At 75.8% G+C, this 19,693-nt stretch carries 16 protein-coding genes; 4 read left to right on the forward strand and 12 right to left on the reverse strand.

Features of this window, described 5'->3' with window-relative positions; translation table 11 throughout:
• Positions 1-7: 7 nt before the first annotated feature.
• The 5 genes from M8330_RS03550 to M8330_RS03570 form a co-directional block, all read right to left on the reverse strand.
• Positions 8-1,144, reverse strand: a complete 1,137-nt coding sequence (locus tag M8330_RS03550; RefSeq protein ID WP_250826208.1) for an acyltransferase family protein — start codon at positions 1,142-1,144, stop codon at positions 8-10.
• 140 nt (positions 1,145-1,284) lie between these two features.
• Entirely contained in the window at positions 1,285-2,316 is a 1,032-nt protein-coding gene (locus tag M8330_RS03555) for an SIS domain-containing protein (RefSeq protein ID WP_250052953.1), read from the reverse strand.
• Positions 2,313-2,510 carry a Trm112 family protein gene (locus M8330_RS03560; protein WP_250052954.1) on the reverse strand — a complete coding sequence of 66 codons (198 nt, stop codon included), beginning with the start codon at positions 2,508-2,510 and terminating at the stop codon, positions 2,313-2,315. The genes M8330_RS03555 and M8330_RS03560 overlap by 4 nt, the downstream gene beginning before the upstream one ends.
• Complete coding sequence (locus M8330_RS03565; protein ID WP_250826209.1) at positions 2,507-3,910, reverse strand: phosphomannomutase/phosphoglucomutase; 1,404 nt, start codon at positions 3,908-3,910, stop codon at positions 2,507-2,509. Before M8330_RS03565 ends, M8330_RS03560 begins: the two co-directional genes overlap by 4 nt.
• A 10-nt stretch (positions 3,911-3,920) precedes the next feature.
• On the reverse strand, positions 3,921-4,280 hold the full coding sequence (locus M8330_RS03570) for a DUF3499 domain-containing protein (RefSeq protein ID WP_250052957.1): 360 nt from the start codon (positions 4,278-4,280) through the stop codon (positions 3,921-3,923).
• Positions 4,281-4,413: 133 nt separating this feature from the next.
• On the opposite strand from M8330_RS03570, the gene M8330_RS03575 reads away from it, so the two are divergent.
• Positions 4,414-4,941, forward strand: coding sequence for a metallopeptidase family protein (locus M8330_RS03575; RefSeq protein WP_250826210.1), 528 nt, complete (start codon positions 4,414-4,416; stop codon positions 4,939-4,941).
• Positions 4,942-4,969: 28 nt separating this feature from the next.
• Here M8330_RS03575 and M8330_RS03580 read toward each other — a convergent pair whose 3' ends face one another.
• From M8330_RS03580 to M8330_RS03590, 3 genes are all read right to left on the reverse strand, one after another.
• Positions 4,970-6,604 (reverse strand): DUF5719 family protein, encoded by a 1,635-nt coding sequence (locus M8330_RS03580; RefSeq protein WP_250826211.1) that lies wholly within the window; start codon positions 6,602-6,604, stop codon positions 4,970-4,972.
• The gene (locus M8330_RS03585; protein WP_250826212.1) at positions 6,601-9,708 is read right to left on the reverse strand and encodes a glycosyltransferase; all 3,108 of its coding nucleotides are present in this window, start codon (positions 9,706-9,708) and stop codon (positions 6,601-6,603) included. Before M8330_RS03585 ends, M8330_RS03580 begins: the two co-directional genes overlap by 4 nt.
• Before the next feature lie 108 nt (positions 9,709-9,816).
• Positions 9,817-10,071: a WhiB family transcriptional regulator gene (locus M8330_RS03590; protein WP_250057770.1), complete on the reverse strand. Its 255-nt coding sequence runs from the start codon at positions 10,069-10,071 to the stop codon at positions 9,817-9,819.
• A 342-nt stretch (positions 10,072-10,413) separates the two neighbouring features.
• Between M8330_RS03590 and cofD the strand changes: the two genes are divergently transcribed.
• Positions 10,414-11,436 carry a 2-phospho-L-lactate transferase gene (cofD, locus tag M8330_RS03595; protein ID WP_250826213.1) on the forward strand — a complete coding sequence of 341 codons (1,023 nt, stop codon included), beginning with the start codon at positions 10,414-10,416 and terminating at the stop codon, positions 11,434-11,436.
• Positions 11,433-12,440: a coenzyme F420-0:L-glutamate ligase gene (gene cofE / locus M8330_RS03600; protein ID WP_250826214.1), complete on the forward strand. Its 1,008-nt coding sequence runs from the start codon at positions 11,433-11,435 to the stop codon at positions 12,438-12,440. The genes cofD and cofE overlap by 4 nt, the downstream gene beginning before the upstream one ends.
• A 66-nt stretch (positions 12,441-12,506) precedes the next feature.
• On the opposite strand, the gene M8330_RS03605 is transcribed toward cofE, so the two are convergent.
• A complete protein-coding gene (locus M8330_RS03605) occupies positions 12,507-13,610 on the reverse strand; it encodes a mannose-1-phosphate guanylyltransferase (protein ID WP_250826215.1) in 1,104 nt (367 codons plus the stop codon).
• A gap of 53 nt (positions 13,611-13,663) precedes the next feature.
• On the opposite strand from M8330_RS03605, the gene M8330_RS03610 reads away from it, so the two are divergent.
• Entirely contained in the window at positions 13,664-14,446 is a 783-nt protein-coding gene (locus tag M8330_RS03610) for a TIGR03089 family protein (RefSeq protein WP_250826216.1), read from the forward strand.
• Positions 14,447-14,515: 69 nt separating this feature from the next.
• On the opposite strand, the gene M8330_RS03615 is transcribed toward M8330_RS03610, so the two are convergent.
• The 3 genes from M8330_RS03615 to M8330_RS03625 all read right to left on the reverse strand — a co-directional run bounded on the left by M8330_RS03615 (position 14,516) and on the right by M8330_RS03625 (position 19,665).
• Entirely contained in the window at positions 14,516-17,575 is a 3,060-nt protein-coding gene (locus M8330_RS03615; RefSeq protein WP_250826217.1) for an FG-GAP-like repeat-containing protein, read from the reverse strand.
• Positions 17,576-17,846: 271 nt separating this feature from the next.
• The gene (locus tag M8330_RS03620) at positions 17,847-18,740 is read right to left on the reverse strand and encodes a hypothetical protein (protein ID WP_250826218.1); all 894 of its coding nucleotides are present in this window, start codon (positions 18,738-18,740) and stop codon (positions 17,847-17,849) included.
• A gap of 10 nt (positions 18,741-18,750) precedes the next feature.
• Entirely contained in the window at positions 18,751-19,665 is a 915-nt protein-coding gene (locus M8330_RS03625; protein ID WP_250826219.1) for a hypothetical protein, read from the reverse strand.
• Between the last annotated feature and the right edge of the window lie 28 nt (positions 19,666-19,693).

Genomic DNA, 19,693 nt, shown 5'->3' on the forward strand with positions numbered 1-19,693 from the left:
CCGAAGACTAGTGGGCGCCGGGGCCGGTCAGGGACGAACCGGTCCGGTCGGGGTCTCCCCCGGTCTCGGCGGCCTTCCCGTGCTCGTCGACGAGCACGACCTGCTGCACGGTCTCGGCGGGCTCGGGGGTGCTGACCACCGCGTGCGCGGCTCCCACGCGGCGACCGGCCCAGCCGAGCGGGTCGGCCACGTCGGCGAGCACGCGGGCGACCGGCGGCCAGGCCAGCAGCAGCGCGACGCCGAGCGCGGCCAGGGTGGTCAGGCCGAGGGCCGCGGTCGCACCGACGTCCTCCAGCGCACCGCCCCAGCCCGCGTAGAGGGCGCCCTTCACGAAGAAGCCGTGGAACAGGTAGACGACCAGCGAGGCAGAGCCCATCGCCGTCCACCAGCCCGCGCGGCGCGGCACGAGGGCCAGGAACCCGGCACCACCGAGGACGCCGAGGACGAGGGCCAGCGAGCGCAGCGCGACCCCGGCGCCGGCCGTGACGTCCAGCTCGGCGTAGGTGTGGGAGTAGTAGAACCAGTCCGAGGCCGGCACCAGGTCGGTGAGCACGGTGACGGCGCCGACGGCCAGCAGCGCCGCGACGCCGAGCACGCGGGCGGCCGGGGCGTGCAGCCGCTCCCACGCACCGGGGCGCAGGTGCAGGCCGAGGACGAAGAACGGCAGGAAGCCGAAGACGCGGGAGAGGTCGAGCACGCTGCCGGCCCACAGCCCACCGGTCAGGGAGAGCGCCACCGCGACGGTGAGCGCGACCGGGGCGGGCATCGCGGTGAACAGCGGCGTGGCCAGGCGCCAGACGAACAGGGCCACGAGGAACCACATGGGCCAGTGCGGGTCGGACCAGATCTCCTCGAGCTGCTCCCCGCCCACGAAGGTGCGGAACATCGACATGGCGGCCTCGAACAGCACGTAGGCCACCGCCACGGTCCGCACCAGGCTCCACAGCCGCGGGCCGGTCCAGGCGAACGAGCGCGAGAGGTAGCCGGTGATCACCACGAACGCCGGCATGTGCCAGGCGTAGAGCCACACGTAGGCGCTGTCACGCAGCGCCGAGTCGGGCAGCAGCACCCACGAGTGGCCGATGACGACGAGCGTCACCAGCGCCATCTTGGCGTTGTCGAACCACGGATCTCTCGCTCCCATGGTCTCCCCGATACCCGGAGGCCTCGGGGGCCGAAACCTCCACCTGTCCCGCAGGCGCCCCGTCCCGGCTCCCGCGCGGGCCCGGCAGGGTGTGCCGGACCCGGCGGTGCCGGGGCGGGTGCCGGACGGGGTGGGGCCGGTCAGTCCTCGACGAGCGCGAGTCCGAGGTAGGTGGCCGCGTAGGTGCCGGCCAGCATCAGCTCGGCGTAGCGGGCCACCTCGGAGCCGGCCTCGGCGGTGACCGTCTCGACCCGGACCCCGCGCTCGGCGGCGGCCGCCAGCAGCCGGCTGCGCTGCTCGCGCACGATCGGCTCCTCCGAGCCGTCGTCCAGCACCACCAGGACGGGGCGGGGAGCCGGCTCCCCGCCGTCGGCGAACGGGTCCGCGAAAACATCGCGGGGGCGGGCTCGCTCGATCACCGGGAGCACCTGCTCGACGTCGCCGGCCAGCGCGGTGCGGCCGCTGGCGCGACGCAGGCCCTCGGCGACGCGCCGGGCGGCACGGGCGGCGAGCACCGAGCCGCCCCACACGACCGGGGTCTCCTCGGCCAGCGAGATCGCCAGCATCTTGGCCGGGTTGGTGGCGATGTCGCGGCTGGGTCCGGAGGCGATGGCCACCTGGTCCAGCGCGCCGGCGACGTCCTCGGGGTCGGCGGCCGGGCCGAGCTTCACGGCGTGCAGGAACGACAGCATCGTGACGGCCGTGGCCAGCTGGTCGCGCGTGGTCGAAGGCAGCACGGTGGCGTCGCGACCGGTGGCGTGGTCGGCCACCAGGGAGCCCTCGGGGGCGGAGACGACGACCTGGCAGCCGCGGCGGCACGCCTCGGCGACGGCCGAGGCGGTGCCGTGGTCGGCGCCGTCGGGGGCCAGCACGACGACGAGGTCGAGGCTGCCGGCCCACCCGGGCAGCTGGGGCCCGGGCCACGCCACGAACGGGACGGGGCAGGCCGGCTCGAGCACGGCCCGCAGGAGGCGGCTGTCGGGGCCGGCCGCGACGACGGCGCGCGGCCGGTCGTTCTCCTTGGCGCGGCCGACGGCCCGGGCGAGGGCCTCGGCGGCCTCCCCGCACTCGCGGCGCACCCGGGCGCCGGAGCCCGCCAGCGCCCGCAGGCGGGCGTCGGCGGCGCCGAGCGCGATCTCGTCGTCCAGCCGCGACTCGTCGAACCAGCTCACGGCAGGCGGGCCTCGTCGACCAGCAGGACCGGGATGTCGTCACGCACCGGGTAGGCCCGGCCGCACTCCCCGCCGCAGACCAGCTCGGCCGCGACGTCGTCGGGGGCGCCCGCGGCACCCTCCACGACGCTCAGCGCGCCGTGGCAGGCGGGGCAGACGACGATGGCCAGCAGGCCGGGGTCCAGAGCGGTCACGCAGCACCTCCACGGATCTTGCCGAGGACCTCGTCGCGGACGCGGGCCATGGTGGCCTCGTCCCTGCCCTCGGCGTTGAGCCGCAGCAGCGGCTCGGTGTTGGACGGACGGACGTTGAACGTCCAGTCGGCGTGGGCGACCGTGAGGCCGTCGAGCCGGTCGGTCGTGACGCCGTCGAGGGAACCGTACTCGGCCTCGATCGCGTCCATGACGGCCGCCTGGTCGGCGACCTCGGAGTTGATCTCGCCCGAGCGCGGGTAGCGCGAGAACTGCGCCAGCAGCTGCGAGAGCGGCTGGTCGGTGCCGGCGAGCGCGCCCAGGCCGTGCAGGGCGGCCAGCATGCCGGAGTCGGCGCGCCAGAAGTCGCGGAAGTAGAAGTGGCCCGAGTGCTCGCCGCCGAAGATGGCGCCCGTCTCGGCCATCTTGGCCTTGATGTAGGAGTGGCCCACGCGGGTGCGGACCGGCGTGCCGCCGAGCTCGGTGACGATCTCGGGGACGGCGCGGGAGCTGATCAGGTTGTAGATGATCGAGGAGCCCGGCTCCTTGGCCAGCTCGCGCGAGGCGATGAGCGCGGTGATCGCCGAGGGGTCCACGGCGTTGCCCTGCTCGTCGACGAGGAAGCAGCGGTCGGCGTCGCCGTCGAAGGCCAGGCCGACGTCCGCGCCCTCCTCCAGCACCCGCTTCTTGAGGTCGGTCAGCGTGGACTCGTCCAGCGGGTTGGCCTCGTGGTTGGGGAAGGTGCCGTCCAGCTCGAAGTACATCGGCACCAGGTCGACGACCTCGGCGAGCTTGGCGAACACCGCGGGCGCGGTGTGGCCGGCCATGCCGTTGCCGGCGTCCGCGACGACCTTCAGCTTGCGGCCGCTCACGGGCGCGAGGCCGAGCAGGTGGTCGACGTACGCCTCGAGCAGGTCCTGCTCGGTGATGGTGCCGGGCGTCTCGACCGGCGTGAAGGTGCCGTCGGCCACCTCGCCGGAGGTGACCAGGTCGCGGATCTCGGCGAGACCGGTCTCCATGCCGACGGGCTGGGCGAAGGCACGGCACATCTTGATGCCGTTGTACTGGGCCGGGTTGTGGCTGGCGGTGAACATCGCGCCCGGCCGGCCGAGGTGGCCGGAGGCGAAGTACAGGCCGTCGGTGGAGCACAGGCCGATGAGGACGACGTCCGCACCCGCCTCGCTGGCGCCGCGGGCGAACGCCGCGGCCATGCCGGGCGAGCTGGGGCGCATGTCGTGGCCGACGACCACGGTCTCGGCGCCGACGACGCGGACGAACGCGCGGCCGGTGGCCAGGGCCAGGGACTCGTCGAGCTGGTCGGGGACGGTGCCGCGCACGTCGTACGCCTTGAAGATCGCGTTGACGTTCTCGGCGGACAAGGTGGCGGGGACGCTCTCGGTCATGCCGGGCAGCCTAGGCGTCGGGGCCGAGCACCCGCAGGTGTCCGCGACGACCCGTGCCACCCTCGGGCCCGTCGGGCGGAGTGGTTCTCGTCACAGGGCGCGGGCGGCCCGCCTCGCGCACCGCGTCGGCCAGCGCCAGCAGGTCGTCGTTGGACGGGCCGGACTGCTGGGGCGCGGCCAGCCGCAGGACCTCCCAGCCCCGCGGCGCCGAGAGCCGCTCGCTGTGCGCCTCGCACAGGTCGTAGGCGTGCGGCTCGGCGTAGGTGGCCAGCGGCCCCAGGACCGCGATCTGGTCGGCGTAGACGTAGGTGAGCGTCATGACCGCCGCCCGGCCGCAGGCGGTGCGGGAGCAGCGGCGGGTCGGACTCACGCCGTAGACCGTACCTCCGCCCCCGCAGCGGGCCCCGCAGGCGCACCGCAGCCACACCGCAGCCACACAGCAGGCGCCGACCCACCGCGGGCACCGCCGCGCGCGCGGGCCCGCGCTGCGTAGGCTCGCCCCCGTGAGCAGCGCGTCGCGACCGAGCCCCACCGAGGGGCGCACGGAGACGACCGCGGGCGCCGGCCCGGTGCGCCGTCGCAACCGGCACGGACGCTCCGGGCGCGGCCCCGCCGTCCTGCCCGGCGACATGCCCGCCCCGCTCCCCCTGGGTCGGGGCCCGCACCGCACCCGCTCGGAGCGGTTCGACGACCTCGTCCTCGACGTCGCCGACGCCCTGGTGGAGCGGTGGACCGGCGAGCTGGCCGACGTGGAGTGGGCGGTCGAGGACGTGCCGCGCGTCGAGGCGGACGCCGACGAGGTCCCGCTCACCCGGCTCCTGCCCGCGCAGCCCGGGGAGGGCCCGGACGAGGCGGGCACGCCGCCGCGCGTCGTGGTGTTCCGGCGGCCGCTGGAGCTGCGGGCCCGCGACCGCGACGAGCTGGCGGCGCTGCTGCACACCGTGGTGGTGGAGCGGGTCGCCGAGCTGCTGCGGCTGCCGCCGGAGGACGTGGACCCGGCCTACGACCCGGGCGACGAGCCGCGGGACTGAGCCCCCACCTCACCGACCGGCAGCCCGCTCAGCCTCCCGCGCCGGCGTCCAGGCCACCGGGGCGCACGTGCGGCACCAGCGTGGTCGCCTCCAGCGTGCGCAGGCCCAGCACGGCCGTGCCGTCGGCGTCGGGGCCGCCCACGACGACGGCGCCGCGCAGCCCGCCGTCCTGCGGCTCCACGACCACCGCGGCGGCGCGCGCCGGCAGCGAGAGCCGCGCGGCGGCGCCCGGCGTGACGCGGACCTGCTCGCCGGACAGCACCGTGCCGTCCGCAGCCAGCACGCTCACGCGGGCCGTGAGCCTGCCGGCACCGTCCTCGCCGTCCTCACCCGATCCAGCGCCCGACCCAGCGCCCGACCCGCCCTCGTCGGCGGTCAGGACGAGCGTCGAGGCCGTGCCGGTCAGGGCGAGCCCGGCCGGCGCGACCGAGCCGCCGGAGGTCAGGGGGCTGACGGGCGTGATCTCGGCGAGGTCCCCGCCGACCACGGTGCGCAGCGTGGTGGTGAGCGGCTGGTCGGCGTTCACCACGACGGCCAGCGCGTCGCGCGCCGCACGGGAGGTGAGGACGTCGGTGAGGTCGAGCGTGGCGGTGGCACCGGGCCGCACGCGCAGCCGACCCGTGCCGGCGGCGTCGAAGGTGGCCCGGTCGGAGACGAGCCGCACGCTCACGTCGGTGCGGTCGGTGCCGGTGTTGTGCACCACGAGGGTCGCGACGTCGAGGTCCTCGCCGAGGTCGGCGACGCCGGCGAGGACGGAGCGGTTCGAGGCTGAGGACTGGCCCACGAGGTACTCCGAGGTCGTGCGTGCCGCGATCCGGTCGACGGTGTCCACCGCCGTCACGGCCAGGCGGCCACGGTCCACGCTGACCTGCACCGCCAGCTCGCCGGTGCTCGGCACGAGGTCGGCCAGCCGCAGGCGCACCGTGCCGCCCGCCGGCACCGAGACGCCGCGCAGCCGGTCGTTGGTGAGGGTGCCGTCGGGTCCGTGGACGACGAGGTCGGCGGTGGCCGTGCCGGCGTCGGGGTTGTGCAGCACCAGCACCGAGGAGTGGGCCGGGGCGGCACCGAGGCCGGTGAACCACTGGTCGGTGGTGGTGGAGGGGCAGTCGAGGGCGGCCAGGTCGGTGCCGGCCGACGTGCGGGTGGCGGCCAGGCCCGCGGCGAGGTCGCCGCTGCCCAGCACCTCGGTCTCCCCCGCGCGGCCGACGGAGCCGACCGAGGCGCTGCTGCGGCCCTCGGCGGCCGTCAGGTCCAGGGAGTCGCCGGCGGCGGTCACGTCGCTGCCCGTGCCGCCGTCGCCGTCCGTGCCCGTCACCCCCGCCGCGTCCAGCGCGACGGTGGGGTCGGAGAGCACGGTGACGCCGGTGTCGTCCCCACCGGAGCGGCCTCCCGCGTCCCCCAGGGCGGCCGGGCAGGCCACGACGTCGGTCGCGAGCGCGACCGCCTCGGGGGCGGCGCCGCCGGGGGCTCCGCCGGCGGCGGGCCGGGAGAGCAGGGCGGCCACCACGACCAGCACCACCAGGACGACGGCCGCCACCGTCGCGACGGCGGGCCGGCGTCCGGTCGGGCCGGTGGGAGCGGTGGACGCGGCGGCCGCGCGGCGGCGGCCCTCCGGGCGAGAGTCCTGCTGGTCGGGCTGCTGGTCGGGCTGGTGCTCGCTCATGCCTGCGTCCCCCTCGTGCCGGTGGTGGCCTCGTCCGCGGTGGTGGCGCCGTCCCCGAGGGCCTGCGCCCGTCGGCCGCGCCCGGTCACCCGGGAGGAGGACTGCCTGCTGCCAGGTCTGCTGGGGGCGGAGCCCAGCAGGGCGACGACCACGCCGGCCGCGCCCAGCCACACCAGGACCTGGCGTCCGGTGCTGGTCGCCGCGACCGGTGCGTCCACGCCGCTGACCTCCTCCACCCGCCACGCGCGGGTGGTGCGCCCCTCGGTGCTGGCCTGGGTCAGGCCCGGGGCCGCGTCGAGGACGGAGGCGACGCGGCGGTCGGCGCGGGTGCCGGTGTCGTCGACGGCGCTGAGCACGACGTAGGTGATGCCGAGGTCGCCGAGCGCGGTGACGTCCTCGGTGGTGGGGCGCGAGACGAGGCTGGTGACGACGTCGGTCAGTGCGTCGTCGGGCTGCTGGAGGGCGGCGACCTCGCTGCGGCCCAGCGTCGCGGTGCCGCCGCGGCGCACCTCGTAGACCAGGCCGTCGGCCAGGCTGCCGCGCAGCACGAGGACGGTGGGCACCTGCCCGTCGTTGTCGAGCACCACCATGTAGGCGGGCACGACCGAGGCGGGCTCCTCGCCCAGCGCGTCCGGGCCGGCCAGGAACCAGCCGAGGCCCGCCAGCGGCACGAGGGCCGCGACCACGGCCGCCAGGCCCGCACCGGCCGCGACCAGCCGGTGCCGCAGGCCGCCGTCCGCGGTCTCCTCCCGGTCCAGCAGCGCGCCCAGCGCGCCGAGCCCGGCGGCCACGACGAGGGCGGCCTGGAGCACGAGCAGCGGGCCCGCGACCCCGGCGGGCGTGGTCCCGCCGGCCAGCGGCACCTGCACGAGCGAGAGCACGAGCGCGACCACCGTCGCGGCCAGCGCCACCGCCCAGGCCCCGGCCACCGCCGCCCGGGTGCGCCGCGGCAGCAGCGCCGCCAGCGCGAGCACCGGCAGCACCAGCCCGGCGGCCAGGGGCCAGCCGTCGGCGGTGAGCCGACCGGCGAGCAGGTCCAGCCCCGAGGGGGCGGGCGAGGGCTGGACGCCCGGGTCGAGCACGAGGGCCGCGGGCCCGACCTGGACGAGGGTGGGCAGCCACCACGGCAGGAGCACCGCCAGGGGCACCGCCAGCGCGACCAGGACGGGGCCCCACACCGAGGCGGCCCGCACCAGGCTCGGGGCCAGGCGCAGCCCGACCGCGAACAGGCCGACGACCAGCAGGAGCGCCACGAGCCAGGTGCTGGGGGCGCCCGCGGTCACGACGGCGAGCAGCAGCCCGGTGCGCCAGGCGGCGCGCCAGCGCCGGTCCGCCTCCGGGTCGGCGAAGCCGAGGGCGGCGTGGGCCAGCCAGGGCAGCAGGGCACCCGCGAGCACGGCGCCGAGACGCCCGTCGCCCCAGGCGCCCGACCAGGCCGGCACCAGGGCCCAGGCGGCGGAGCCGACGAGCAGCAGGGGCCGCGGCAGCCCGCGGGGGCGGACGAGTCGGCCGGTGACCCGCAGGAAGCGCCAGGCGCCCAGGAGCGCCACCGGGGCGGCCAGCACCATGACGGCCGAGACCGCCAGGGCCGGGGAGGCGGCCAGCACCGCGCCCAGCCACAGCAGCGGACCGACCAGGGCGGGGGCGGGCACGTCGCTGGCGGAGCCGACGTCGTGGACGCTCTCGGTCCACACCTGCCACCACCCGCCGAGGGTGTCCGGCGCGGGGGCGAGGCCGCCGCCGACCACGGTGCCCCACGCGTCCCGGCTGGCGACCAGCAGGCTGAGCACCAGCACGGTGAGGGCCACGGCGACGGGGTTGGACAGGAAGCGCGCGACGGCGCCGGTGTCGGCGCCGACGTCGCCCTCCTCGGCCTCGGCGGCGGCACGCTCGGCGGCCAGCCGGCGGGCGGCGAAGGACGACGGGTCGGCGGCCGCGGCCGCCTCACGACGGCGCTCGGCCACGTCCGCGGCACTGCTGAACAGGGCCGCGAGGAGGTCGGCGACCAGGTCGAGCCCCTGCCGGTAGGGCAGCCACCACGGCGGGAGCAGGGAGCGCACCTGCCCGGCGGGCGCGGTGGCGGCGGCGCGGCGCTCCTTGTGCGCGGCGCGCATGATCCGCGGCTGGGCGACCGTCGCCAGCAGCGCGGCCAGCTCGTCGAGGGCCTCGCCCGGCGAGCGCAGGAGCAGGAAGCCCAGCATCCGCAGCAGCGTGCCGAGGGTCAGCCGGACGAGGTGGAACGGCAGGCGCCACCCGCCCCGGCTGTTGGCCAGCAGGACGTAGAGGGCGGCCCGGCGCTCCGCGAAGTGGGTGTGCCGCCCGGTCAGCGGCGTGCGGCGCAGGCCGCGGTGGGAGGCCTCGGCGTGGAAGACCACGGCCTGCGGCACCACGACGGTGGTGTGGCCGCGGGCGGCCGCGCGCCAGCCGAGGTCGATGTCGGAGCCGAAGACGGGGAGCCGGGGGTCCAGCCCGCCGAGCTCCTCCAGGACGCTGCGCCGCACCAGCAGCCCGGCGGTGTTGACCGCGAGCACCCGGCGCGCGTCGTCGTGCTGGCCCTGGTCGTACTCGCCGCGCTCCAGGCCGGTCTCGCGCCGGCCCGTGCCGGTGATCGTGACCCCGACCTCGAGCAGGCGCCGCAGGGAGGGGAACTCGCGGTGCTTGCAGCCGAGCAGGTCGGCCTCGGGGAAGTCCTGGGTGCCCAGCGTCAGCGCCAGCAGCGCGTCGGCCTCGGGGGCGGAGTCGTCGTGCAGCAGCCAGACCCAGTCGACCTCGTCCGCGAGCATCGCCAGGCCACGGCGGACGGCGTCGGGGTACCCCGTCTCGCGGGGCAGCCGGGCGACGGGCCCGAAGGCGGCCTCCAGCAGCTCGGCCGAGCCGTCGCGACTGCCGGTGTCGACGCAGACGACCTGGTCGGCCGGGCGGGACTGGCCGCGCAGCGCGTCGATGACGGTGGGCAGCCAGCGCTCGCCGTCGTGGCTCACCACGATCACGCCGACGGCACCGACCTCACCGGCTCCGCCGACGTCCGCGCCGTGGGAACGGGCGGCCGCCCTGGTGGCCCCGCCCGCCTCGTCCGGTCTGGTCGTCTCCCCCGCTGCTGACACGATCGGCAACAGTATCGGTCCGACCCAGCACGGCGGAGTCGACGGAACGGGCTGGGCCCGGGCCCGGTGGAAATGACCGACGCCCCGGCCGTGGCCGGGGCGTCGACGTCAGACTGCGCGCTTCTTCAGCTTGCGGCGCTCCCTCTCGGAGAGACCGCCCCAGATGCCGAAGCGCTCGTCGTTCTCGAGTGCCGACTCGAGGCACTCGGACCGGACCTCGCACGTGAGGCAGACCTTCTTGGCCTCCCGCGTGGACCCGCCCTTCTCGGGGAAGAACGCCTCCGGGTCGGTCTGCGCGCACAGGGCGCGTTCCTGCCATCCGCCTTCGTCGGCGTCCATCTCGAGGAGAAACAGCTCTCTCATCGACCCGCCCTTTCGACCCGTACGACTTGGTCACCAACGTCGGAATCACATCTGGTGATCCGCGCGCCCCCGCTGCTGACACTGGTGGAATTACATGCCTGTCGTACCCGGGCAGTCAAGCCGTTCGGTGGTATACGGCCCAGCTGGGCCAAATGTGTGACCAAAGTGGCGTCGTCAGGGTATCCGGAGCGTGACACGGACGTTTCGGTCGCCCGGGCGGCTCACCCCCACGGGTGCCAGACCGGCCAGGTCCGGATGTCCGGACCAGTCCCCGGACCCGGTCCGTACCGGCCTCGGACCCGGGCGCCACGCCGGGCGACGCGCTCGGGCACAGTAGGTCCCATGGACAGCCCCCTGCGCGCGATCACGGTGCTCTCCGGCGGGACGGGCGGTGCCCGCTTCCTCGAGGGCCTGCTCGCCGGCGTCCGGGCCGGCACCCTGCCGGGGGTCTCCCCCGACGCCGTCGTCACCGTCGTGGCCAACACCGCCGACGACGTGTGGATGCACGGCCTGAAGATCTGCCCCGACCTCGACACGGTGATGTACACCCTCGGCGACGGCTCCGACCACGAGCGAGGCTGGGGCCTGCGCGACGAGACGTGGAGCGTGAAGGCCGAGCTGGAGGCCTACGGCGTCGAGCCCACCTGGTTCGGCCTGGGCGACCGCGACGTCGCCACCCACCTCGTGCGCACCCAGATGCTGGAGGCCGGCTACCCGCTCTCCGCCGTCACGCAGGCGCTGTGCGACCGCTGGCTGGCCCCCCGCTTCGGCGACGCCCTGCGCCTGCTCCCCATGACCGACGACCGCGTCGAGACGCACGTGGTGATCGCCGACGAGGCCGAGCCCAGCGGCCGCCGCGCCGTGCACTTCCAGGAGTACTGGGTGCGGCTGCACGCCTCCGTGCCCGCCGAGCAGGTCGTGGTCGTGGGCCAGGGCGACGCGACGCCCGGACCCGGCGTGCTGGAGGCCCTTGCCGAGGCCGACCTCGTCGTCGTGCCGCCGTCCAACCCCGTGGTCTCGGTGGGCACCATCCTGGGCGTCCCCGGCCTGCGCGAGGCGCTGCGCGCCACCCCCGCGCCCGTCGTGGGTCTCTCCCCCATCGTCGGCGGCCACCACGTGCGCGGCATGGCCGAGCAGGTGCTCGCCGCGATCGGCGTGCAGGCCTCGGCCGAGGCCGTCGGGCGCCACTACGGCGCGCGCAGCGAGGGCGGCGTGCTGGACGGCTGGCTCGTCGACACCCGGGACGCCGGCGCGGTGCCGGGCCTGGAGGCCGCCGGCCTGCGGGCCGCCGCCGTGCCGCTGATGATGACCGACGAGACCGCCACCGCCGCGATGGCCGCCGCCGCGATCGACCTGGTCTCGTGAGCGACCCGCTCCCGGGCCTGGCCGTCTGGGCGCCCGACGGCGTCGCCGAGGTGCGGGCCGGCGACGACCTCGCCGACCTGCTGCTCGCCGCGCTCGAGGGCGCGCTCACCCTGGCCGACGGCGACGTGGTGGCCGTGACGAGCAAGGTCGTGAGCAAGGCCGAGGGCCAGGTGCGTCACGGCGGCCGCGACGCCGCCGTCGCCGAGGAGGTCGCCGCCCCGGGCGCGCGCGTCGTGGCTCGCCGCGGGGGCACCCGGATCGTCCGCAACCGGCTCGGGCTGACCATGGCGGCGGCCGGCGTGGACGCCTCCAACACCGAGGCCGGCACCGCGCTGCTGCTGCCCGCCGACCCGGACGCCTCCGCGGAGCGGCTGCGGGCGGCCCTGGTGGCCCGCACGGGCGCCCGCGTGGGCGTCCTCGTGACCGACACGATGGGTCGCGCCTGGCGCGACGGGCAGACCGACGTCGCGATCGGCGCCGCCGGGCTGCGGGTCAGCGAGAGCTTCGCCGGGCGCGAGGACGCCCACGGCAACCCGCTGGTCGTCACCCTGCCCGCGGTGGCCGACGAGCTGGCCGGCGCAGCCGAGCTGGCGCAGGGCAAGCTGGCGGCCCGGCCGTTCGCGGTGCTGCGTGGCCGCGCCGACCTCGTGCTGGACGAGCCCGGCCCCGGCGCGCGGTCGCTGGTGCGGCCCGAGGGCGCCGACCTCTTCGGCTGGGGCGCCCGCGAGGCCGTCGTCCAGGCCGTCGCGGTGCTGCTGGGATCGCCCGACGCGGACCCGGGGGCGCTGCCCGCGTTCGGCGCCCCGCTGGACGCCGAGGAGCTGCGGGAGGTCCTCTCCCGCGCGTGCGGCGACGCCGTGACCGTGGACGACGGGCCGGACGGCCTCGGCGTCGCGGTCGCCGACCCGCGGGCACGGCCGCTGCTCGACGTCGTGCTGGCCGCGCACGGCTGGGCGGCGGTCACCGACGGTGACCGGCGCCTGCGCCTGGAGCCGCGCGCCTGAGCGACCCGCCCCGTGGCGGGTGCCGGGACGGGCCGCTCAGGTCAGGCCCAGTGAGACCAGGTCAGGTCAGGTCAGGTCGCCTCGTCCGCCGTCCTTGAGGGCGTTGACGAGTTTCTTGACGTCCTGGGCGCGCTCGCGCGTGGTCACGAGGATCGCGTCCGGGGTGTCGACGACGACCACGTCGTCGAGGCCCACGACCGCCACGAGCTTGTCGTGCGGCACGACGAGGCCGGAGGTCTCGACCGCCTGGACGAGGCTCTCCTCGCCGAGCACGACGGTGCCCTCGGGCTCCTCCCCGCCCAGCAGGGTGGCCAGGGAGTCGAAGTCACCGATGTCGTCCCAGCCGAAGGGCGCGGGCACGGTGGCGACCTTGCCGGCCGCGGCGGCGGGCTCGGCGATGGCGTGGTCGAGCGCGATCTTGGGCAGGTCGGCCCATGCCTGCTCCACCAGGCTCGGGTCGGCGGCGAGCTCGCGGAGCCGGTCGGCGAACGCGGGGTGCCAGGTGTGCAGCAGGTCGAGGATCGTGGAGGGCCGGGCGACGAACATGCCGGCGTTCCAGCGGAAGCCGCCGGCGGCCAGGTACTCCGTGGCGGTCTCGACCGAGGGCTTCTCCACGAACTCGGCGACGACGCTGACGCCGTCGTGGCCCGCCAGCGGCGCGCCCGCGTGGATGTAGCCGAACGCCGAGGACGGGAAGGTCGGCTCGATGCCGAGGGTGACCAGCCAGCCCTCGCGGGCGACGGCGACGGCGGTGGCCACGGCCGCGGCGAACTCCGCCTCGCCGGTGATCACGTGGTCGGCGGCGAAGGAGCCCATCACCGCGTCGGGGTCCTGGCGCTCCAGCACCGCGGCGGCGTAGCCGATGGCGGCCATGGAGTCCCGGGCGGCGGGCTCGGTCAGGATCGCCTCGGCGGGCACCTTGTCGAGCTGGCTGCCGACGGCGTCGGCGTGGGCGGAGCCGGTGACGACCAGGAAGCGGTCCTCGCACAGGGGCGAGAGCCGGTCCCAGGTCTCCTGGAGGAGGGATCGTCCGCTGCCCCTGAGGTCGCGGAGGAACTTCGGCGATCGTGCACGCGAGAGCGGCCACAGCCGGGTGCCCGCACCACCGGCGGGGACCACGGCGTAGAAGCTGTCGATGGGGCTGGTGGAGCCCGATCCGTCGAGGGTCATGGCGGCGATCGTAGGGGCGGGCCCCCAGCCCCGCGCCCCCTATGGTCGGACTCGTGACGACTTTCTCAGCCCTGCTCCAGCGCGAGCTGCACGGCAACCCCGGCCGCCCCCTCGTGACCTTCTACGACGTCGCCACGGGCGAGCGGACCGAGCTGTCGGTGACCACGTACGCGAACTGGGTGGCCAAGACCGCTTCGCTCCTCGTCGAGGAGCACGACCTCGAGCGCGGCGACACCCTCGTCGTCGACCTGCCGACCCACTGGCTGGCCCCGGTGGTGCTCGGGGCCGCCTGGACGGTGGGGCTGCGGGTCGTCCTGGCCGGCGGGCTCGGTGCGGGTCCGCTCGGTGCCGCCGCGGACGAGGCGGACGCCGTGGTGTGCGGCGCGCCGACCCTGGAGGAGTGGGCCCCGCGCGCCGGCGACGTGCCGGTGCTGGCCTCGGCGCTGCTCCCGCTGGGGGTGCGCTTCCGCGAGCCCGTCCCGGCCGACGTGGTCGACCTGGGCGTCGCCGTGTGGTCGCAGCCGGACGCGTTCGCCCCCTACGACCCGCCCACGGGCGAGGACGAGGCGGTGCTCGACCCGGCCGGAGGCCCGGCCCCGACGCAGTCGCAGGTGCTCGGAGCGGCCGCCGCAGGGAGTCTCCTCCCCGACGGCGGCCGCCTCCTGGCGGAGCTGAGCCCGGCTTCCCCGGCCGGTCTCGGCTCCTTCGTCGAGCCGCTGGCGCGCAGCGGCTCCCTGGTCCTGGTCGCGGGTGCCGACGCGGAGCGCCTGGCCGCCCTCGCGGGCGACGAGCGCGTCGACGCGTGGCACCCGGCGAGCGGGGCCGGTCGGGGCTGAGCCCCTCCCGGTCCGCCCGACCAGGCGGGTCGCGCCGCCCGTCCCCGGCGCGCGCGACCCGTGCTCGGGTCAGTCGATCACGTCGTAGGCGTCGGCCCCCTCCATCAGCGGCACGCGCTGGGTGAAGCCGGAGCGGGAGCCGGGCAGCAGGAACAGCGTCCCGTTGGCCTTCGCGCGGACGACCAGGTCGGCGTAGCGGCCCAGGCGGGCGGAGGCGATGCCGGTGATCTGGTTGTACCGCTTCACCGTCAGGCCCAGCGTGGTGCCGTCCAGCAGGCCGCCCGGCCCGTTGCCGTCGAAGAGGGCGAGGTTCTCGCCCTGACGGAAGAGGGTGTCGGGGGCGCCGTCGGCGTCCCAGCGGCCGATGCCGATCTGCCGGGTGCCACGGATGGCGCTGTGCGCGGTGTAGCTGCTGCCGAGCGTGCGTGCACCGCGGCCGGGGTAGATCCGCAGCGAGCCCTTGCGCGGCTGGCCCTGGAGGTCCGGCCAGCCGTCGCCGGTGACGTCACCGACGACCTCGAGGAGCCGCACCCCGCTCATGTCGGAGGCCAGCTTCACCGGCTTGCCGAACGAGCCACGCCCGTCACCGCGACGCAGCTGGAGCACGCCCTTGCCGTTGCGCACGATCAGGTCGCCGAAGCCGTCGCCGTCCCAGTCGCCGGCGTTGAGGATCAGCGTCGCCGACGCCAGCCGGAGCCCGGTGTCGACCGGGGCGCCGGTCTCGTAGGTGCCGTTGTTGACCGCGGCCACCAGGTTGCCGCCGCGACGCAGCAGCAGGTCCGGGGAGTCGTTGCCCCGCAGGTCGAACCCACCGGCCACCATGACGCCACGCTTGATCTTGCCGATGGAGCCGACGCCGCCACCGACGGTGCCGTCGCCGCGGCCGAGCAGGATCGTCCCGGTGCCGTCGGAGGTGCGCGCCAGCAGGTCGCGGTGACCGTCCTCGTTCCAGTCCCCGGCGGCCACGACGTTCTTCCAGGAGACCGCCTCGGCCGCCCGCACCGGCTTGCCGAAGGTGCGCCCGGCACCGGGGTGCAGCACGAGGTTGCCGCCCGGGGTGAGGCCGGCGACGTCGGGGTTCCCGTCCTCGTCCAGGTCACCGACGCCGACGAGCCGCGTGTAGCGCGACCAGTCGTCGTCGAGGACGCGGGCGCGGAACCGACCCGGCTTGGCGCCGAGCAGCAGCATCGGGGCGCCGGTCTCGGCGTCGACGGCGACCAGGTCGTTCTTGCCGTCGCCGTTCGCGTCACCGATGGCGGTGACCATCTCCTGGCCCCGGGTGGCCCGCACGGTGCGGGTGGGGGCACCGAAGCCGCCGTCCTCCAGCCCCGGCATGACGTCGAGGGAGCCGTCCTCGTTGACGCCCAGCAGGTCGCGGATGCCGTCGCGGGTGATGTCGCGCGTCAGGACCAGCCCGGTGTAGTCGCGCATGTCGGCCCCGACGGCGACGCCGACCACCTTCGTGAAGCGGCTGACCCCGCCGGTCGGCACGACGAGCACCTCGCCGTCCTTCGCGCGCCGCACCACCAGGTCGGGGTGCCGACTGCCGAGCAGGTCGCTGCGGAGGTCGCGCCCCGACCAGCCGACCTGGGCGGCGGCGGCGAGCTTCCGGATGCGGCCGATCTTGTTGTACAGGTACTGGCCGGGGCACGCCGTCTGGCCGGCGTCCCGGTGCCCGTTGATGGCCTGGAAAGTGTCCGGCCCGACCACCTGCTTGGTCGAGGAGGCGTCCACGCCGTGCAGCGAGAGCTTCCAGGCGAACAGGGCCCCGTAGGCCTGCACCATCGCGCTGCTCGGCTTGGCGGTCTCGTAGTTGCCGATCGCCGACATGGCGAAGGAGTAGGAGTTGTAGCCGTAGGTGTGGGCACCGACCACCGGACGGTCGACGCCGCCGTAGCGGCCCTCCCAGATCCGGCCGAAGCGGTCGACCAGGAAGTTGTAGCCGATGTCGGACCAGCCCAGGGACTGCGTGTGGTAGGCGTAGATCGACCGGATGATGCCCGGCACCTGGGCGCGCGTGTAGTTGTTGGCGTTCACCGTGTGGTGGACGAAGCCCGCGTGCACCTCGTAGTAGGACAGCGAGGACTTCGAGCGCATCGACTCGTCGGCGCCCCACTGGGCGCGGGAGTAGATGACCGGCTTCGGGGTGTAGAGCGTGGCGGCCTGGAGGGTCGCGTCGTCCGCCCCGTCGGTCGGCTCGGTGGTGGGCTCCTCGGTGGGCTCCTCGGTGGGCTCTGCCGTCGCCGTGCTGGTCGCCGTGCTGGTGGCCGTGCTGGTCGCCGTGCTGGTGGCGTCGGTCGCGGCGTCCGTCGTGGGAGCGGCGGCGCCGGCCGCGGTCGCGGAGGCGTCCGCGGCGGCGGTGGCCTCGCCGGTGACCTCGGCCGAGTCCTCGGCGCTCTCCACGCCGGTGGCCACGTAGACGGAGTCGTCGCCGGTGCCGCCGTCCATGGTGGAGGTGTCGATGGCCGCGCGCTCGGAGACGGTCTCCTCGCTGGTGCCCGGGGAGACCAGGGCCAGGCGCATGTCGGCCGGCAGGGCGCCGGTGGTGTCGCTCGCGCGCACCTGGACGCGGTCCGCGTCGCCCACCCACACCGCGTCGGTGCCCTGGCGGGCGTGGGCAGCCTCCTCGCTGTCCGGGTCGGGGGCGTGCTCGTCGTGGAACTCCAGCTCGGCCCAGGCGGTCCAGACGCCGTCGGTCTCCGTGCGGATCTCGAAGCCGAGGTCGGCGTCCTCGGCCACCGAGTCGTGGGACCAGCTGATGCCGACGAGGCCACCGGCCATCTCGACGTCCTGGGGCTCGCTGACCAGGCTCGCGGTGCCGCGGCTGAGGGCCTGGGTCGCCTCCACGTCCGTGCGGGCGGCGGCGCGCGCCGACGCGGGGGCCGTCAGGCTCACCTCCGTCAGGTCCGTCTCCACCGGGCCGTCGGGCAGCTCGGAGGCCTGGGCGGCGGACCGCGCGTACGCGGACAGCTGCCCGGAGTAGGCGCTGCTCGCCCCGGTGCCGGTCTGGGTGGCCGGCCCGAGGTCGAGGCTGATGACGCCGGTGGCGGGGAGCAGGGCGGCGGTGACCACGCCGACGGCGAGCATCGACTGGGCGGCCGCGGCGAGGCGGGTCCTGCGGTGGGGCATGCGAGTCCTTCGGGTGCGCGGGGGAGATTCACACTCGGCGCAACTTTCACATGAGTCACAGCAGTCACGGAAGTTGTCGTGAGTAACTACAACCCTGTAATTTCCAGTCGCCACGCCGGACGCTGTCAAGGAAATCGTCCGGCTCCGCGCCATTCTGCGTCGAATGCGGCTCCGAAGGGGCCGAACCCGGCGGTCTAGTCGTCCCGGGACAGTGAAGACCTCGTGAGGCGACCACTCCCCCACGGGTCGCAGGCGTCACGGGTCGCAGACGTCACGCCCCGTCGGGGCCGACCTCGCCGGTGGCCCGCAGAAGAGCCAGCTCGCGCCAGGGCCGCCCGTCCAGCTGCGAGAGCACCATGCCGATGAGCTCCACCGCCAGCGACGCGCCCGCACGGGTGCGACCCAGCGAGGGGTGGGACGTGGTGCGCTGCCGCACCCCCTCGACGATCGTGTTCAGGGCACCGGCCAGGTCCAGGTAGTCGAAGTCGTCACGGGTCAGGGTGACGCCGTAGGCCCCGGCGACCCGCTCGTAGAGGGGCGCCCACGCCGCGAGCCGGCGCTCGTAGGTCTCGTGCACCAGCGCCTGGAGGCGGGCGTCGGCCGGGAAAGCCGCCTGCAGGGCCACCTGCAGCTGCATCACGGGGTCCTCGTTCTGCACCCGGGCCTCCTCCTCGCCCAGGAGCGCCACCACCTCGCCCAGCGGGAGCTGGAGCAGCAGGGCCAGCTCCTCGCCCCGCGCCGTGTGCCGGGCCCGCTCGTGGCCGGGCCGGTACAGGTAGCGCAGCACGTCGCGCTGGAACGCGGTGGTGCTCCCCCAGCGTCGCAGGACCCGGTCGCGACTGGCGTGGCCCGGGTCGCGGCCGTGCTCGGTGAGCAGGTCGGCGTAGGCGTCCATCACGCGGCGCAGCGAGACGGCGCCGAGCAGCTCGTTGGCGGGCAGCACCGCCTCGTGCTCACCCTGCTCGAACGCGCAGAACTCCTCGAACAGGGCCCGGACGCCCGCCTCCAGGCACCAGCGCACCTCGGGGTCGTCGGCCGAACGCTGCTCGGGCAGCCCGGTGGGTGAGAACCGGGCTCCCAGGTGCTGCACCACCTCGTCGAGGTCCTCGTCGCCCGGGAGGACGCCGGGGAACACCGGCGTCCGCGAGCCTGCCGACCGTCGCACCACGCCCACCTCAGCCCCGCGGGCCACGGCCGGCTCGCAGGTCCGCGAGCTCGGACCAGGGGCGGCCGTCCAGCTTCTCGGTCATCATCATCGTCATCTCCAGGGCCAGGGAGCGGCCGTCCTCCAGCAGTCCGAGCGAGGGGTGGGCGGTGAGCCGCTGGTGCACGCCCTCGACGATCGTGTTGTACACCGCCGCCACGTCGCGGAACGTGAACCCGGCGCGGGTCACCCGCAGGCCGAAGGCCTCCGCCACGTCCTCGTAGATCCGCGCCCAGGCCTCCAGCCGGTGCTCGTAGTTGGCCCGCACCAGCTCCTGGAGCCGGCGGTCGGCCGGGAACGCCGCCTGGAGCGCGATCTGGAGCTGGATGACGGGGTCGGTCCCCTGGACGTCCGACTCCTCGCTCGAGAGCACCCGGGCGACCTCGCCGAACGGCAGGTCGTAGAGGCCGCGCAGCTGCTCGGCCCGCTGCGCGTGCCGGGCCCGCTCGTGGCCGGGCCGGTACAGGTAGCGCAGCACGTCGCGCTGGAACGCGGTGGTGCTCCCCCAGCGGCGCAGCACCCTGTCCCGGCTGGCGTGCCCCGGGTCGCGGCCGTGCTCGGAGAGCAGGTCGGCGTAGGCGACCATCACCCGGCGCAGGGACACCGCACCCAGCAGCTCGTTGGCGGGCAGCACCGCCTGGTGCTCGCCCTGCTCGAACGCGCAGAACTCCTCGAACAGCGCCCGCACGCCCGCCTCCAGGCACCAGCGCACCTCGGGCTCGTTCGGCGAGCGCGGGTGCGACCTGCCGTCCCGCCCGTAGGTGCCACCGAGCAGCTGCACGACGCCGGTGAGGTCCTCGTCCCCGGGCTCGACGTGCGGGAACGCGTCGCTCCGCGGACGGTCTCCCCCGTCCTGCTCCCGGCCCTGCTCCCGGTCCTGCTGCACCACGTCTCCCCCCGGCGGTCGCGCACCG

This window comes from Nocardioides bruguierae, assembly GCF_023656415.1.
GTDB lineage: Bacteria > Actinomycetota > Actinomycetes > Propionibacteriales > Nocardioidaceae > Nocardioides > Nocardioides bruguierae.